This is a genomic window from Trinickia dabaoshanensis (genome assembly GCF_002879885.1).
Lineage (GTDB): Bacteria > Pseudomonadota > Gammaproteobacteria > Burkholderiales > Burkholderiaceae > Trinickia > Trinickia dabaoshanensis.
Genome location: NZ_PNYA01000017.1, coordinates 1 through 13,636 on the forward strand (window position 1 = coordinate 1; position 13,636 = coordinate 13,636).

General features: G+C 61.9%; 14 protein-coding genes and 1 pseudogene. 10 read left to right on the forward strand and 5 right to left on the reverse strand.

All coding sequences use genetic code 11. The features are described 5' to 3' along the window. A pseudogene (locus C0Z18_RS18320) lies at nucleotides 1-258 on the reverse strand (sulfite exporter TauE/SafE family protein); the annotation flags it as partial. A 195-nt stretch (nucleotides 259-453) separates the two neighbouring features. On the opposite strand from C0Z18_RS18320, the gene C0Z18_RS18325 reads away from it, so the two are divergent. Beyond that, nucleotides 454-1,089, forward strand: a complete 636-nt coding sequence (locus C0Z18_RS18325; RefSeq protein WP_146014041.1) for a YajG family lipoprotein — start codon at nucleotides 454-456, stop codon at nucleotides 1,087-1,089. A gap of 21 nt (nucleotides 1,090-1,110) precedes the next feature. Here C0Z18_RS18325 and C0Z18_RS18330 read toward each other — a convergent pair whose 3' ends face one another. From C0Z18_RS18330 to C0Z18_RS18345, 4 genes are all read right to left on the reverse strand, one after another. Then, nucleotides 1,111-1,653 carry a hemerythrin domain-containing protein gene (locus C0Z18_RS18330; protein ID WP_233217377.1) on the reverse strand — a complete coding sequence of 181 codons (543 nt, stop codon included), beginning with the start codon at nucleotides 1,651-1,653 and terminating at the stop codon, nucleotides 1,111-1,113. A 92-nt stretch (nucleotides 1,654-1,745) separates the two neighbouring features. Next, nucleotides 1,746-2,486 carry an ABC transporter permease gene (locus tag C0Z18_RS18335; protein WP_102646854.1) on the reverse strand — a complete coding sequence of 247 codons (741 nt, stop codon included), beginning with the start codon at nucleotides 2,484-2,486 and terminating at the stop codon, nucleotides 1,746-1,748. Beyond that, nucleotides 2,483-3,439, reverse strand: coding sequence for an ABC transporter ATP-binding protein (locus tag C0Z18_RS18340; RefSeq protein WP_199189491.1), 957 nt, complete (start codon nucleotides 3,437-3,439; stop codon nucleotides 2,483-2,485). The genes C0Z18_RS18335 and C0Z18_RS18340 overlap by 4 nt, the downstream gene beginning before the upstream one ends. 12 nt (nucleotides 3,440-3,451) lie before the next feature. Continuing rightward, entirely contained in the window at nucleotides 3,452-4,507 is a 1,056-nt protein-coding gene (locus C0Z18_RS18345; RefSeq protein WP_408647064.1) for an FAD:protein FMN transferase, read from the reverse strand. A 332-nt stretch (nucleotides 4,508-4,839) separates the two neighbouring features. Here C0Z18_RS18345 and nosZ point away from each other — a divergent pair, with 332 nt between their 5' ends. From nosZ to C0Z18_RS18390, 9 genes are read left to right on the forward strand one after another with little or no spacing between them, the layout of a single operon-like run. Continuing rightward, nucleotides 4,840-6,807, forward strand: coding sequence for a TAT-dependent nitrous-oxide reductase (gene nosZ / locus C0Z18_RS18350; protein ID WP_102646855.1), 1,968 nt, complete (start codon nucleotides 4,840-4,842; stop codon nucleotides 6,805-6,807). A gap of 19 nt (nucleotides 6,808-6,826) precedes the next feature. Beyond that, the gene (locus C0Z18_RS18355; RefSeq protein ID WP_199189492.1) at nucleotides 6,827-8,077 is read left to right on the forward strand and encodes a nitrous oxide reductase family maturation protein NosD; all 1,251 of its coding nucleotides are present in this window, start codon (nucleotides 6,827-6,829) and stop codon (nucleotides 8,075-8,077) included. A gap of 1 nt (nucleotide 8,078) precedes the next feature. After that, nucleotides 8,079-8,987: an ABC transporter ATP-binding protein gene (locus C0Z18_RS18360; protein ID WP_102646857.1), complete on the forward strand. Its 909-nt coding sequence runs from the start codon at nucleotides 8,079-8,081 to the stop codon at nucleotides 8,985-8,987. Next, nucleotides 8,984-9,817, forward strand: coding sequence for an ABC transporter permease (locus C0Z18_RS18365; protein WP_102646858.1), 834 nt, complete (start codon nucleotides 8,984-8,986; stop codon nucleotides 9,815-9,817). The genes C0Z18_RS18360 and C0Z18_RS18365 overlap by 4 nt, the downstream gene beginning before the upstream one ends. Continuing rightward, nucleotides 9,814-10,341 carry a nitrous oxide reductase accessory protein NosL gene (locus C0Z18_RS18370; protein WP_102646859.1) on the forward strand — a complete coding sequence of 176 codons (528 nt, stop codon included), beginning with the start codon at nucleotides 9,814-9,816 and terminating at the stop codon, nucleotides 10,339-10,341. Before C0Z18_RS18365 ends, C0Z18_RS18370 begins: the two co-directional genes overlap by 4 nt. A gap of 8 nt (nucleotides 10,342-10,349) precedes the next feature. Further along, nucleotides 10,350-10,616 (forward strand): hypothetical protein, encoded by a 267-nt coding sequence (locus C0Z18_RS18375; protein WP_102646860.1) that lies wholly within the window; start codon nucleotides 10,350-10,352, stop codon nucleotides 10,614-10,616. 2 nt (nucleotides 10,617-10,618) lie between these two features. Next, nucleotides 10,619-11,035, forward strand: coding sequence for a hypothetical protein (locus C0Z18_RS18380; RefSeq protein WP_102646990.1), 417 nt, complete (start codon nucleotides 10,619-10,621; stop codon nucleotides 11,033-11,035). Between the two features lie 12 nt (nucleotides 11,036-11,047). Then, nucleotides 11,048-11,491 carry a c-type cytochrome gene (locus tag C0Z18_RS18385; RefSeq protein WP_102646861.1) on the forward strand — a complete coding sequence of 148 codons (444 nt, stop codon included), beginning with the start codon at nucleotides 11,048-11,050 and terminating at the stop codon, nucleotides 11,489-11,491. Between the two features lie 11 nt (nucleotides 11,492-11,502). Then, complete coding sequence (locus tag C0Z18_RS18390) at nucleotides 11,503-13,635, forward strand: 4Fe-4S binding protein (protein ID WP_102646991.1); 2,133 nt, start codon at nucleotides 11,503-11,505, stop codon at nucleotides 13,633-13,635. Nucleotide 13,636 lies beyond the last annotated feature (1 nt).

Sequence of the window (13,636 nt, forward strand, 5' to 3'; positions counted from 1 at the left end):
GCCCAGTGCCCCGCCCACCACGCTCACGCCGAACAATACGGAAAACGGTAGCCGATTGGCTCCGCTAACCAGTCGCCGCCCGGCAATGCCCGACATGACCTGCCCGGGAAACAGCGCAACGGTCGAAGTGATATTGGCGGCCAGCGGCGTCATACCCGAAACGATCAACGCGGGCAGCGTGACGAACGAACCGCCGCCGGCGAGCGCGTTTTGCAGGCCCGCCCAGACGCCGGCCACGAGAACGAGGGTTAGCAGCATGAATCGAGCGAAAAAAGGGTAAAGGTGACCAAACGCTCGATACTACCTTGGTTCGCGAGCGTACAAAACCGGCGAGAGGGAGCGGCGAGCATTGACGAGCGTCAATGCGACGGCCACGGTCGAGCGTACCTTCGATGCGATGCATGATGCCCGGTCGCTGGGCAGGGAAACGCCGGGTGGATGGGAAAGGGGTAAATGATGAACGGAACGCTTCGAGGTGCCGCTGGATTGGTCACGCTGATGTCGGCCTTCTTGCTCGGGGGATGCGTTCTCGGGACACGAAACCCGACGCTGACCTATCCGCCATCGGCCGATTCATCCGCGGTATCGACCGCTCACGCCGCCGAGAAACCGCCGGCGAAAAACATTCAAATCGTCCTCGAACCGTTCGACGACGAGCGTTCCGACCAAAAGACCGTGGGCACCACGCGCAACGCCTTCGGCATGCGGATGGCCGACGTCGTACCCCGCAACAACGTGGCGGATTGGGTCACACGCGCCATGAAGACCGAGCTTGAAAACAACGGCTACACCGTGATCGATGGGAAGCCCGGAGCGAGCGCGTCGGGTGCGGGCATCGTCGTCTCGGGTTCGGTGTTGAATGTCTTTTGCGACATGTATATCAGCTACACGGGACAAGTCTCGCTGTTGGTACGCCTAAGCAAAGACGGCCAATCGCTGCTCGATCGCCACTATTCGGGCGAAGGTTCGGCGGGCCTTGCGATTGCGGCTACGAGCGAATCTTATTCGCGCTCGCTGGCCTTGGCCTTGTCGGCGGCGCTTCGAAGATTCGTATCGGATTTGAACAAAACCGTCGCGGCCGGGCAGTAGACCGGCGAATCGTTGCCACGGTTATCGCGGTTCGATCTTGCGCCGGGCGACCATGGCCGCGCTCAGTTTTTCGAGCTGCGACGCGTCGAGCCAGGCTTGGGCGGCCGGAAACACTTCCTGTTCCTCGAAGGCGATGTGTTCGCGATAGGCCTTGGCGAATGCTTCCACGAGCGCGGATTCGAGCGGCGTGGCCGTGCCCTCGGCGATGTCCGCCAAGACCGCGCGCAAACGTGCCCAGAGCGCATCGAGCGTTCGATGTTGCTCGGGCAGCGACGCGATGTGCTGCGCGAGCGGCGAGCCACGGTGCAGGCTGGCTTGGGCGAGCAGCGGCAAGAGATCTTGCTCCTCGTCGGCATGATGATGCGGCCCGGCAGTATCGAAGTAGCGCATGATGTTGCGCGCGGCCTGCTGCGCCTGCTCGTCGATACCGTTCGCGCGTAGATGGGCTTCGAGTTTTTCGAGCGTGGTGCACTGCGCTGCGATGCGTTCGTGACAGGCCTTCAGCATTTCGAGGGGCTCGTCGAACGAAGGCGCTGGCTTGGTCATGGGGTTGATGGGTTTCATACGGGGCTCATGGGGTGACGTTGAATTACATCGAGCAGGTTGAGCTGAACGCGCTGAAACGCGCGGTCGGCACGTTCGGCGCATTTGGCACGCTACGCGCTGCGCCGATTCATCTGCAACACGACTAGCGCGCCGGCACAAGCCAGGCACGCGGCGAGCGTTGCAAGCGAGCGCCCGGGGGCGATCGCGAATTGTCTCGTCATCACGCCGCGCATCAAGTCGATACCATACGCCGCCGGATCGTAAGCGGCGGCAAATCGGATCCAATCAGGCGCGAGATCGAGCGAATACAGTGCGCCCGATAAAAAGAACATGGGCAAGAGCAACGCGTTCGAGACCACCGGAAAGACGATCACGGATCGAAACGGTAGGGCGAGCGTCAGCCCAAGCGCGGAAAACGCGAGCGCGGCGAATGCCATGGCAGCGAGTAGCTCGGCCAGGTTCGCCGCGGTCAGCCCGATACCGATCGCGGGCGCAAACGGCAGCAGTAGCAGGCTCTGCACCCACGCCACCGCCGCACCGCCGACGATCTTGGCGCACGCGATCTCGAAGCGCGATACGGGCGAGACGAGCAAAGCCGCCAGCATGCCGGTTTGCCGGTCGTGCACGATGCCGACCGCTGCCGAAATGGCTGTAAACATCAACGACAGTCCGATCACGCCCGGAAAAATGTACGCCTGATAGCCGCCGATTTCCGCATACGTTCCGCCTCTAAGCGCCGCGCCGAGAACGAGCAGATAGAGCAACGGCTGCGCCATGCCGAAAACGAGCCGAAGCGGCGACGACCAAAATCGTTTGAAGTCGAACCGGACGATGGCGAGTACGTTGATCATGCCGCAACCCTTTCCGTTTTGCCGACTGCGCCTTTTCGGCGGCTATCGATCCAATTCGCGAGCGTCGCGCGCAGATCGGGCATCGCCACTTGCGCGACTTGCACCGCGTACGGTATTCGTTGCAAGAGCGCGGGCAGCATGGCCTGCGGATCGGTGCCGATGACGGAAACTACATCGCCGCACGCCTGCGCGCGATAGCCGTGCTCGAGCAACCATCGATGCGTCTCATCGATATACCGCGTATGCAGACGCACCGAGCCGGGCGTCGAGGCGCTGAGTGCTTGCCAGGGGCCACGCGCCAGCAGTTCGCCCTGGTCGAGGATGACGACGCTGTCGGCATCGCGTGCCTCATCGGTGTCATGGGTCGAACACAAGACGGTATGTCCCGCACCGGCCAGCGTTTTGATTTCGCTCCAAAACGCCTGGCGTGCGGCAGCATCGAGGCCGAGCGTGGGTTCGTCGAGCAAGAGTACCGGCGGCTTCGCCACTAATGCGCGGGCGAGTTCCACGCGCCGCCGCTGGCCGCCGGAGAGCGATCCCACGCGCGTTTGCGCGAGGGCGTCGAGACCGAGCGCTTCGAGTAACGCGTCCACTCGAAGGCCCGCCGCACGGCCGTTGAGTCCTTGGCATCGCGCAATGAACGATAGGTTCTCGTGCGTGCTCAGCCGCGGCTCCAACGCCGACTCTTGAAAAACCACGCCGATCGATGCGCGTACTTTGGCGGCGTCCCTTGCGGTGTCGATACCGTTCACGACCACGCGGCCCCGGCTCGGCACCGCGAGCGTCGACAAGAGCGAGATCAGTGTGGTTTTACCCGCGCCGTTGAGCCCGACCAGTGCTGTAAGTTCGCCGCGTCCGATCGTGAGGCTGACGTCGCGCAGCACGTCGCGGCCGTCCCGCATGAAGCCGACGTGTTGAAGTTCGATGCTGCATCGCCCGCGCATGGCCTTCATAGCGCAATCCCCTCATTCGAGCCGCGCCGGGCGCAACGCCGGATCGGTAAAGCGCACGCGCTCGGCCATCGGCGCGGAATCCCATACGCGCCCTTGCGCATCCACGAGCAGTAAGGAGTCGACGCCGATCCCGCTCGCCAACGACATCGCGAGCGCAGGGCCCGCGACGAACGGTGCCTTGCTCGCGCCGTCGGACAGCGCCCCCGCGTGCGGACCGGGCCTCACCAACACGGTGACCGATTCGCTTTGCGTAGCGGGAAACCCGCTGCGCGGATCGATGATGTGACAGTAGCGGACGCCGCCGGATCGATAAAAGCGCTCATAGTCGCCGCTGGTGCCGATCGCTTCGCCGTCGCGCAATTCGAGCGTCGCAAGCGTGCCCGCCTTGCGGGGATCTTGAATGCCGACCCGCCACGGTATTGCCCCCTTGGAGCCCAAAGCGAGCAGGTTGCCCCCCACATCCACCAACGCGTTTCTAACGCCGCGCTGCCGTAGGATCGCGGCCGCTTCATCGAGCGACCACCCCTTGGCATAGCCGCCGAGATCGAGTGCCACGGCGCGGTTCTCGCTCGTCACGACGCCCGAATCGGAGATCGTCAGGTCGGCGATGCTCGCATGCAGCGATTGCTCGCGCAGCACGCTATCGCGCGAGGGCGGCTTGGCATCGAACTGGTCCGCTTGGAAACCCCAAAGCCGAATGAGGCGGCCGATGCCGGGGTCGAACAGCCCTTGCGTTTGCAACGACAGCGCACGCGCCGCACGGATGATCGCCGCCAATTCCGGAGAAGCCTGAAAGGGCTCCCCCGCCGCGATGTGTTGGTTCAGCCGCGTGACCTCGGACGGTTGCCACGCGTGCAGTTCCCGGTGCATCGACCGGAAGTGGGCGAAGACGGCATCGGCATCTTGCTGCGCTCGCTCGAGCGGCACGCCATAGATCGCCAGTTGCACGCGTGTGCCGAAGACGTACGTCCCTTGAACGTACACCTCGGGCGTTCTCAGCGTCAGCCAGAGCGCCGCGGCCGCGACGATCGTGAGCAGCGCGGCAATAGGGATGAATTTGCGTGAGATCACCGATTCCCCGGCGCGTCGAAAGGTTTTACACGATGCGGACAAGCGATCGATGCGGGCATCGATTTTCCGGCGATTATGGTTTCGCGGGCCGCCGGCGCGATTGATCGATATCAAGCGCCGCGCCGCGCGATCCCGGCGCACCGGCCGGTTGCGCGGCATCTCGCCGCAAGGCCGCTTAAAAGATGTATTCAGTGTACTTCATTTGCGTTCGATCAAACATGACCGGCTTGCATGCAAGAGAAACTAGCGGGGCGATGCGGCTTCTCAGTTCCGTCATCGACACACCATCACCGCTACGTGGCGAAACCGAATTCAATAGTGAGAACGTGATGACTTTTACGAAGGGAAAATCCGAAGAGACTGTGGTCCAGCCCGACACGGGGCGTCGCAGATTCCTCACTTCCTCGGCCGTCGCTGGGCTGGCGGGGGCGAGCTTGTCGCTGGGCTTGGCCGCCTGCAACAAGAACGAGAGCGCGGCCTCGTCGGCCGCGGCGAGCGGTGCCGGCGGTGCGAGCGGTGGCGACGCCTCGGCCGCGATCAACTGGGACAAGTACGAGGTCCATCCGGGCAAGCTCGACACGTACTACGCGTTCTCGAGCGGCGGCCACTCGGGCGACCTACGGATTCATGGCTTGCCGTCCGGACGAGAGATTCGACGGGTCCCCGTATTCAATATCGACTGCATGTCCGGCTGGGGCATCACGAACGAATCGCGCAAGATCATCGGCACGCGGCCGAACGGGCAACTCAATTACATCAACGGCGACACGCACCACGTGCACATGTCGTACACCGACGGCGTCTACGACGGCAAGTACATCTTCGTGAACGACAAGATCAATGCGCGCGTGGCGCGCGTTCGCCTCGATACGATGGAGTGCGACGCAATCACGCAATTGCCGAACGTACAGGGCTTTCACGGGATCTTTCCGGACAAGCGCGATCCGCTCGACGAAAAAATCAATTACACGACCCGCGTGTTTTGCGGGGGAGAGTTTCATATTCCGCAGCCCAACGACGGGCGTGATTTGAACGATCCGAAAAAATACTTTTGTCTCTTCACGTGCGTCGATGCAAAGACGATGCAGCCACGCTGGCAGGTCAAGATCGACGGCAACTTGGACTTGGTCGCATCGTCGTACGACGGCAAGCTTGCGTGCTCGAATCAGTACAACACCGAGAACGGCGTCCACTATGAAGAGATGATGGCGGCGGAGCGCGATGCTTGCGTGTTTTTCAACGTCGCTCGCATCGAAGCGGCCGTGAAGAACGGCAAGTTCTTCCATATTGGCAATTCGACGGTGCCGGTCGTGGACGGCACGCACGAAGCCAACGCCGATCCGAAGACGGCGCTGACCTGTTACGTGCCGGTGCCCAAGAATCCGCACGGCGTGAACATTTCGCCCGACGGCAAGCACTACGCGTGCTCCGGCAAGCTGTCGCCGACCGCCACCGTGATCTCGCACGAGTTGGTGCTCAAGTGGTTCGACGGCGGACTCAAAGAGCCGAGGGACACCGTGGTCGCGGAACCCGAGATCGGCCTGGGACCGCTGCATACGGGCTTCGACGGCCGCGGCTTCGTCTATACGACGCTCTTTCTCGACAGCCAAATCGTGAAGTGGGATCTGGCGGCGGCGATCAAGGCCTACCAGGGCGACAAGAACGCGAAAGTCGTCGTCGATCGTATCGACGTGCACTATCAACCGGGCCACGGCTTTACCTCGATGGGGGAAACGCGGCAACCGGACGGTCAGTACTTCATCTCCGACAACAAGTTTTCGAAAGACCGCTATTTGCCCGTCGGACCGTTGCATCCGGACAGCTCGCAATTGATCGACATCAGCGGCGAAAAGATGGTGCTCGTGGGCGACCATCCGCTCTATCCGGAGCCGCATGACTCGATCATGGTTCGGCGCGACATCATCAAGACGCGGCAAATCTATGACCTCAACGAGTTTCCGCTCGCCGTGAAGACGCCGAAAGAGAACCGCGTCGAGCGTCAAGGCAAGAAAGTCACGGTCTTCCTGACGTCGCAAGCGCCGACCTTCGGGTTGCGCGAGTGGACCGTGAAGAAGGGCGACGAAGTGACGATCATTTTGACCAACCTCGACAAGGTTGAAGACTTGACGCACGGATTCGCCATTCCGTTTTACAACATCAGCTTCGTCGTGCATCCGCAGCAAACTCAATCGGTCACGTTTATCGCCGATAAGCCCGGTGTGTTCTGGTGCTACTGCACGAACTTCTGTCATGCGCTGCACCTCGAAATGCGCTCGCGCATGATCGTGCAGGCGTAGCGTAGGCGAATCGCTCACCATGCCCAAGTCTCTCTTTTGCGCGATGTCCGTGTTGGCGGCGGCGCTCATGCAGGCCGCCGCCGCGGGCGCGACGCTCGACGTGTACCCCGGCCAGCGTGTGGGCGCCGCGATCGATGCGGCGCGTGCGGGCGACACCGTGCTCATTCACGGCGGGCGCTACGTGGAGAACTTGAAGATCGCGAAGCCGTTGACGTTGCGCGGCGTGGGCCATCCGATGATCGACGGCGGCAATGCGGGGGATGTCATCCGCGTCGCCGCCCCCGACGTAACGATCAGCCGTGTCGCCGTGGTCAATAGCGGCGCCGATCTTACCGCTCAAAACGCCGGCATCTACATTCATCCCGGCGCCGACCGAGCCCGCGTGGACCATTGCGAACTCGTCTACAACCTGTTCGGATTGTGGATCGAGCATGCCTCCGATGTGCGCGTCACCGGCAACGTGATCGTCGGCAAGCGCGACTTCCTTTCGCCGCGGCGCGGCAACGGCATCCAGCTTTACAACACAACGGGCGCGCAGATCGCCGGCAATACGATCAGCTATACCCGAGACGGGATCTACGTGGACGTATCGCATCACGCGCTGTTCCGGAACAACGTGATTCATGACGTCCGCTACGGCACGCATTACATGAACTCCTACTACAACGTTTGGGACGGCAATCGCGTTTATCACAACCGCGGTGGGCTGGCGATCATGGAAGCGCGCAACCAGATCGTGAAGAACAACCGAGTCTGGGGAAACACCGATCAAGGAATCATGTTGCGCACGGTGCAAGACTCCGTCGTCGAAAACAACGTCGTGGCCGGGAATCAGCGCGGGTTCTTCATTTACGACGCCGAGTACAACACGATTCGCGGCAACGTCGTCGCCGACAACCTCGTCGGCGTGCATTTGTGGGGCGGATCGGTGCACAACGATGTGACCCGCAACGATTTCGTCGGAAACCGCGAACAGATTCGTTACGTCGCCGCGAGCGACGTCGCTTGGACCGGCAATTACTGGAGCAACTATTTCGGTTGGGACAAGCGCGCTCGCGGGATTGGCGATATCCCCTACACGGCGAACGATCTCGTCGATCGGCTCACCTGGCGCGTCCCCATGCTCGGCGTGTTGATGAACAGCCCGGCGCTGCAATCGCTTCGCCTTATCGCGCAGCAATTTCCGTTGATGGCGGTGCCGAGCGTCGTCGATCGGGCGCCGCTCATGCGGCCGCTGCATGCGTCTTGGGCGCGCCGGATGGAGCAATGAAATGATCGAACTGACGGGGGTGGGCAAGGCCTTCGGGAAAGTGCGTGCGATCGACGGCGTCGATTTGCGGATACGCGATGGCGAACTCTTTGGGCTTATCGGCCGAAACGGGGCCGGCAAGAGTACGTTGTTTCAGCTCATGCTCGGGCTCCTCTCGACCGATGCGGGCGAGGTCCGCATCCGCGGCGAAGCCGCGCGTTCGCGCGCGTTCTTATCGGTCAAGCGTAGCTTGGGTTATCTGCCGGAAAACGTCGTGCTTTACGACAACCTGACCGGTGCGGAGACCCTGCGCTTTTTCGCGAAGCTCAAGGGCGTTCCGCTCGATCGATGCGCGCCGCTTCTCGATGAAGTGGGCTTGGGCGGCGCGGCCTCGCGCAAAGTGCGTGAATACTCGAAAGGGATGAAGCAGCGCCTCGGGTTTGCGCAGGCGCTGCTTGGCGAGCCGCAGTTGCTCTTTCTCGATGAACCGACCAACGGCCTCGATCCGAAGGGCATTCGCGAGTTCTATCAAACGCTGAAAAGGCGGCAAGAAGCGGGCGCAACGATCGTCGTCACCTCGCACATTCTCGCGGAAATGCAACAACGCGTGGACCGTCTGGCAATTTTGCACGGTGGCCGTATTCAAGCGGTGGGCAGCGTTCAGGTACTGCGCGGCCAGACGACGCTTCCGCTCTCCATCGAGGTGCTCGCGCACAACGAGGATACCGGCACGCTCGAAGCGGCATTGCGCCGCGCGCCGTTTTTCAATTTGACGATGCGCGGACGGCACATCGGCTTCCAATGCCCTCGCGACGCGAAGATGGCGGCGATCGCGGCGCTCTCGTCGCTCGCCGATCGCATTGCCGACCTGCAGATCCACGAGCCCTCGCTCGAGGATGTCTTTCTCGGCTGCACGGAGACGAACGCATGAGCGCGACGCATTGTACGTATCGAACGCAAGTCGCCGTGATCGCCGGCAAGGAGTTTCACGATCGGTTGCGCAGTCGTTGGGTGCTCGCCGTGTCGCTCGTTTTCGCGGCGTTTGCAGTCGTGACGTCGTACTTCGGCGCGGCCGTCCAAGGCGTGGTGGGCTTTCAAGGCATCGAGCCGCTGATCGCCAGCCTCGTTAGCCTCACGATTTACCTGCTGCCGCTCATTGCACTGATTCTCGGTTTCGATGCGCTCGTTGGCGAGCGCGAACGCGGCACGCTCAATCTGATGCTGTCCTACCCGATCAGCCGCGTTCAATTGGTCGTCGGAAAGTACCTCGGTTTAGCCGCCGCGCTGACGTGCGCGACGCTCGCCGGTTTCGGTCTCGCGGGGGTCGTCATTGCGCTGCGGGCGCCGTCGGCCGATTGGTATCAGTACGCCGGTTTTGTCGTCAGCGCCGTGCTGCTCGGATGGGTGTTCTTAAGTCTTGCCGTCTCGGCTTCGGCCTTCTGCCATAGCCGCACCTCGGCGAGCGGGGTGGCCGTGGCGCTCTGGTTCTTCTTCGTGCTCGTCTACGACTTGCTCTTGCTGGGCGCGCTCGTTCTCTCGGGCGGCGCGGTCGTCGGCCCCCTGTTTCCCGCGCTGTTGATGCTCAATCCGGCGGACATTTTCCGCATCTTGAACATCTTCGGTCCCGGCGATTTACACACTATGTATGGACTCGTGAGCGTATTTCCCGCCGCGCTCGCGCAGCCCCTCGTGCTCGGCGTCGCGATGTTGGCGTGGATTGCCGCGCCACTGGGCGTTGCCGCTTGGAGATTCAATCGATGAATAAATCGCTATCCCTCCGCGCGATCGTCGCGTTCGCCGCCGCGCTGGTTCTCGCGCTTGCCGCCGGTTGCGGAACCGATGCGGGCACACCGCCGGCGCCGCACCAAATCACCGATACGACGGTCAGCGTGCTCGATGCAATGAGTTTGAACGACTACCCGGGGCCGAAGGCGCAGATCGTCTATGCGGATGGCCATGCGGACTTCTTCTGCGACACGCTTGGGCTGTTTTCCGTGTATTTGCGGCCCGAGCACGACCGCAAGATCGGCGCGCTGTACGTCCAAGACATGGGCAGCACCGATTGGCAACGTCCTGTCGAGCATTGGATCGATGCCAAGCGGGCGTTTTACGTCGTCGGTTCGAAGAAACTCGGGGCGATGGGGCAGACCTTCGCGTCGTTTTCGAAGGAAGACGATGCCCGGCGGTTCATGCGCGCAGAGGGCGGAAAACTCTATCGATTCGATGGTATTTCGATCGATATGGCTACGACCGATGGCGGGGTCGTTAAAGATCAAAACATGTAGGGGATGAGATGACCGATTTCTTTCAGCACGTGCCGTCGGAAGCGGCGCAACAGATCGATGCGCTGAGTCGCTTGCTGTACGACTTGCGCGAGGATCGCAAGCAAATTTTGGCCGCGTACGGCGTGGAGCAAGAGCAAGCGCTGATGGCGCGGATCGCCTCGGGCGAGATCGAGGCGCATCCGGCCTACGAACGGTATCTCGCCGCCAAGACCCTCGCGCAAACACGCGAGGCACTGCGCGCGCAGTTGCGCGAATTGCTGGCCACCGGAGTATGACGATGCTGCACCTGGAACTGAAGGAAAACATCGAGGCGACGTTCGGTGCCGCGCACGACGTATCGGTCACGTTGTGCCGCGATGCGATCGAGGTGAGTCTCCCGAATGGCGTCGCGTTACTCGTTCGGATCGCCGAGCGCGATGAATATGCCATGCATTGGCGTTGGGGAGAAGCCGAGATGAGCATCGATACCGCCCCCCTGCATCGAGGGCTCGGCACCTACCCGAATCACCTGCATACGCCCGATGGCCGGGTTCTCGCCGATCCGATCACCGAGATCGGCGCGCAGCCTTGGCAGAACGTCCGAACCTTGATCGAACGGTTGCTGACGCAACCGCTACTTGGATACGAATCCCGGTTTGTGTACGGGACGCTGGAAGCATCCCAACCCCAAACCTCCGCTTGTGCAAACGCTTGATAAGGAAAGACCATGAAAGGCCGCAACCTATTGATCGCAGCAGTTGGATTTTCACTCGTGTTCGGTTTGTCCGCTTGCGACAAGGGCGGCGCGGGCCCGCAAACGGCGGCGGCCGCCACCAAACCGATCGCACCGGTAGCATCCGTCTCCACGGCCGCCCCGGCCCAGCCGGCGCCGGAAACGGCGGCGGCTGCCGCGCCCAATCCGGCCGGCGAAAAAGTATTCAAGAGCGTGTGCTTCATGTGCCATCAAACGGGCGCGGCGGGAGCGCCGGTATTCGGCAATAAAGCCGACTGGGCGCCACGCATCGCCAAGGGCAAGCCTACGCTCTACAAGCACGCGCTCGAGGGCTTCACGGGCAACAACGGTACGATGCCGCCGCGCGGGGCCAACCCCGGGCTGAAGGACGACGAGGTCAAGGCGGCCGTCGATTACATGGTTGCGAAAGCGTCGTGATGTCCTCGTCCATGAAGCTGCCGTCTTGGCTTTTCGCGCTGCTGTTGCTGCTGGCGGCAGCGTGTCCGGCATCCGCTTCGATCTACGAGCAAGAGTTGCCCGATGCGCTGTTCAGCCAACCGGATATGTGTAAGTGGACGGATTGCGCGGGCGTGCTGCCGGGGGCGAACGCGTTCTCGGCGCGGGAAGGTAATCCGCCGTACGTGAAGGCCTATGCCGACGACGGGCATGCGCGCACGCTCAAAGGCTATGTGTTTTTGTCGACTGACATCGTCGATATACAAGGGTACTCCGGCAAGCCCATCGTGACGCTGATCGGTATGGATACGAAAGGCGTCGTCACGGGCGTTAAAGTACTGAAGCACAGCGAGCCGATCTTACTGGTCGGCATTCCCGAGTCCAAGCTTGTGACCTTCTTACGGCAATACGTCGGGAAGTTCGCCGGTGCGCGCTTCGAGATCGGGCGAGGGGAATCGGGCAGCGCGGGCTTGGATGCGATTTCGGGCGCGACCGTGACGGCGATAGCGGAGAACCAATTGATCTCGCGCTGCGCGATTGCGATCGCGAGCCAGGTTGGGGTCGTGAAGGAAGCGAGCCTGCCGCAGGCGAAGTTGTTGCCCGCCGATGCGCGCTATGGGTGGCAGGCGCTCGTCGACATGGGCGCGGTTCAGCATCTGAAGATCGAGGCCGCCGATGTAGGTGCGGCTAATACCTGGTCACCTTATCTCGATCTTTATTACGGGTATCTGAACGCGCCCGCGATCGGCAAGAGCATTCTCGGCGATTACGACTACGAGCAACTGATGGGGCGCTTGAAGGCGGGCGAGCATGCGATCGTCGTCGTCGCGAACGGCAGCGAGTCGTTCAAAGGCTCCGGCTTCGTGCGTGGCGGCATCTTCGACCGTATTCAGGTTAGGCAGGGGATCAATGCGTTCACCTTCAAAGATTCGGATTACCTGAACCTGTATTCGTTGCAGGCCGCCGGCGCGCCGGCGTTCAACGAGACGGGCATTTTCATTGTGCGAAGCCCGAAGTTCAGCGCGGCTTATCCTTGGAAGTTCGTCTTTCTCGGTCACAAGATCGATAAAGAGACCGGCGCGAAAAGCTTCTCCGCATTCGATTCGCCGTATTGGCTGCCGGGGCGTTTTCTCGTCGGCGGCCGCCCCGCTGTCGAGGAAAGCACTGCTCCCTGGCGTAGTGCCTGGCACGGCAAAGCGCTCGAAATCGGGCTCTTCGCGGCTTGGGCGGTTGCCGTCGTGTTTTTCTTCGTCACGCGCGATCGCTGGGTTCGCGTGGCCAAGCGCGGCGACAAGCGCTGGGTCTCCTGGCCGAAAACCGTCAGTTGGATGATCGCGGTGGGCTTCGCCGGAGGGTACGAGCTGGCTCAGCCTTCGGTCACGCAGGTGCTGACGCTCGTGCACGCGCTGTTCGGCGGCTGGAACCTCGGATTGTTTCTCTCCGATCCGTTCATTTTCTTGTTTTGGATCGTTATCGCCGTGACCGCGATTGTTTGGGGGCGAGGTCTTTTTTGCGGTTGGATGTGCCCGTTCGGGTCGATGTCGGAGATGCTTTACAAGATCGCGCGCGCCACGGGGCTCAAGAAACTTCAGCGCAAGGTGCCGATGCTCTGGCATAACCGGCTGCGCAAGCTGAAGTATGTCGTCTTCGCGATATTGCTCGCCGTGTCGTTCTTTTCGATGCCTTGGGCCGAAAAGCTCGCCGAAGTCGAACCGTTCAAGACGACCTTTCTCGTCGGCGTCTTGCATCGCTCCTGGCCGTTCGTGCTGTTTTGGACGCTCGTGGTCGGTGCTTCGATTTTCGTGGAGCGCCCGTTTTGCAAGTATCTATGCCCGCTCGGCGCCAGCCTCGCTTTGCCGGGGCGCTTTCGGCTGCTCAGGCTGCGTCGCAAGCCCGAATGCACGAGTTGCCATGCTTGCGCAGTCGGTTGCGGATCGCAAGCCATCGACGACGCGGGACGGATCGATCAGATGGAATGCATGCTCTGCCTCGATTGCATGGTGATGTATTACGACGAGCATGCTTGCCCGCCGTTGTCGAAAGAAAGGAAGCGGCGCGAGCGGGAAGGGCTGCCGCTCACGCCAGTCGACAAGGGCGGGCATTACATTCCGATCAAGAAGATTTAAG

Bases quoted from the DNA above. Each gene is read 5' to 3' on its own strand.
- C0Z18_RS18325 (WP_146014041.1), top strand. From the start codon at position 454: ATGATGAACGGAACGCTTCGAGGTGCCGCTGGATTGGTCACGCTGATG.
- C0Z18_RS18330 (WP_233217377.1), bottom strand. From the start codon at position 1,653: ATGAAACCCATCAACCCCATGACCAAGCCAGCGCCTTCGTTCGACGAG.
- C0Z18_RS18335 (WP_102646854.1), bottom strand. From the start codon at position 2,486: ATGATCAACGTACTCGCCATCGTCCGGTTCGACTTCAAACGATTTTGG.
- C0Z18_RS18340 (WP_199189491.1), bottom strand. From the start codon at position 3,439: ATGAAGGCCATGCGCGGGCGATGCAGCATCGAACTTCAACACGTCGGC.
- nosZ (WP_102646855.1), top strand. From the start codon at position 4,840: ATGACTTTTACGAAGGGAAAATCCGAAGAGACTGTGGTCCAGCCCGAC.
- C0Z18_RS18355 (WP_199189492.1), top strand. From the start codon at position 6,827: ATGCCCAAGTCTCTCTTTTGCGCGATGTCCGTGTTGGCGGCGGCGCTC.
- C0Z18_RS18360 (WP_102646857.1), top strand. From the start codon at position 8,079: ATGATCGAACTGACGGGGGTGGGCAAGGCCTTCGGGAAAGTGCGTGCG.
- C0Z18_RS18365 (WP_102646858.1), top strand. From the start codon at position 8,984: ATGAGCGCGACGCATTGTACGTATCGAACGCAAGTCGCCGTGATCGCC.
- C0Z18_RS18370 (WP_102646859.1), top strand. From the start codon at position 9,814: ATGAATAAATCGCTATCCCTCCGCGCGATCGTCGCGTTCGCCGCCGCG.
- C0Z18_RS18375 (WP_102646860.1), top strand. From the start codon at position 10,350: ATGACCGATTTCTTTCAGCACGTGCCGTCGGAAGCGGCGCAACAGATC.
- C0Z18_RS18380 (WP_102646990.1), top strand. From the start codon at position 10,619: ATGCTGCACCTGGAACTGAAGGAAAACATCGAGGCGACGTTCGGTGCC.
- C0Z18_RS18385 (WP_102646861.1), top strand. From the start codon at position 11,048: ATGAAAGGCCGCAACCTATTGATCGCAGCAGTTGGATTTTCACTCGTG.
- C0Z18_RS18390 (WP_102646991.1), top strand. From the start codon at position 11,503: ATGAAGCTGCCGTCTTGGCTTTTCGCGCTGCTGTTGCTGCTGGCGGCA.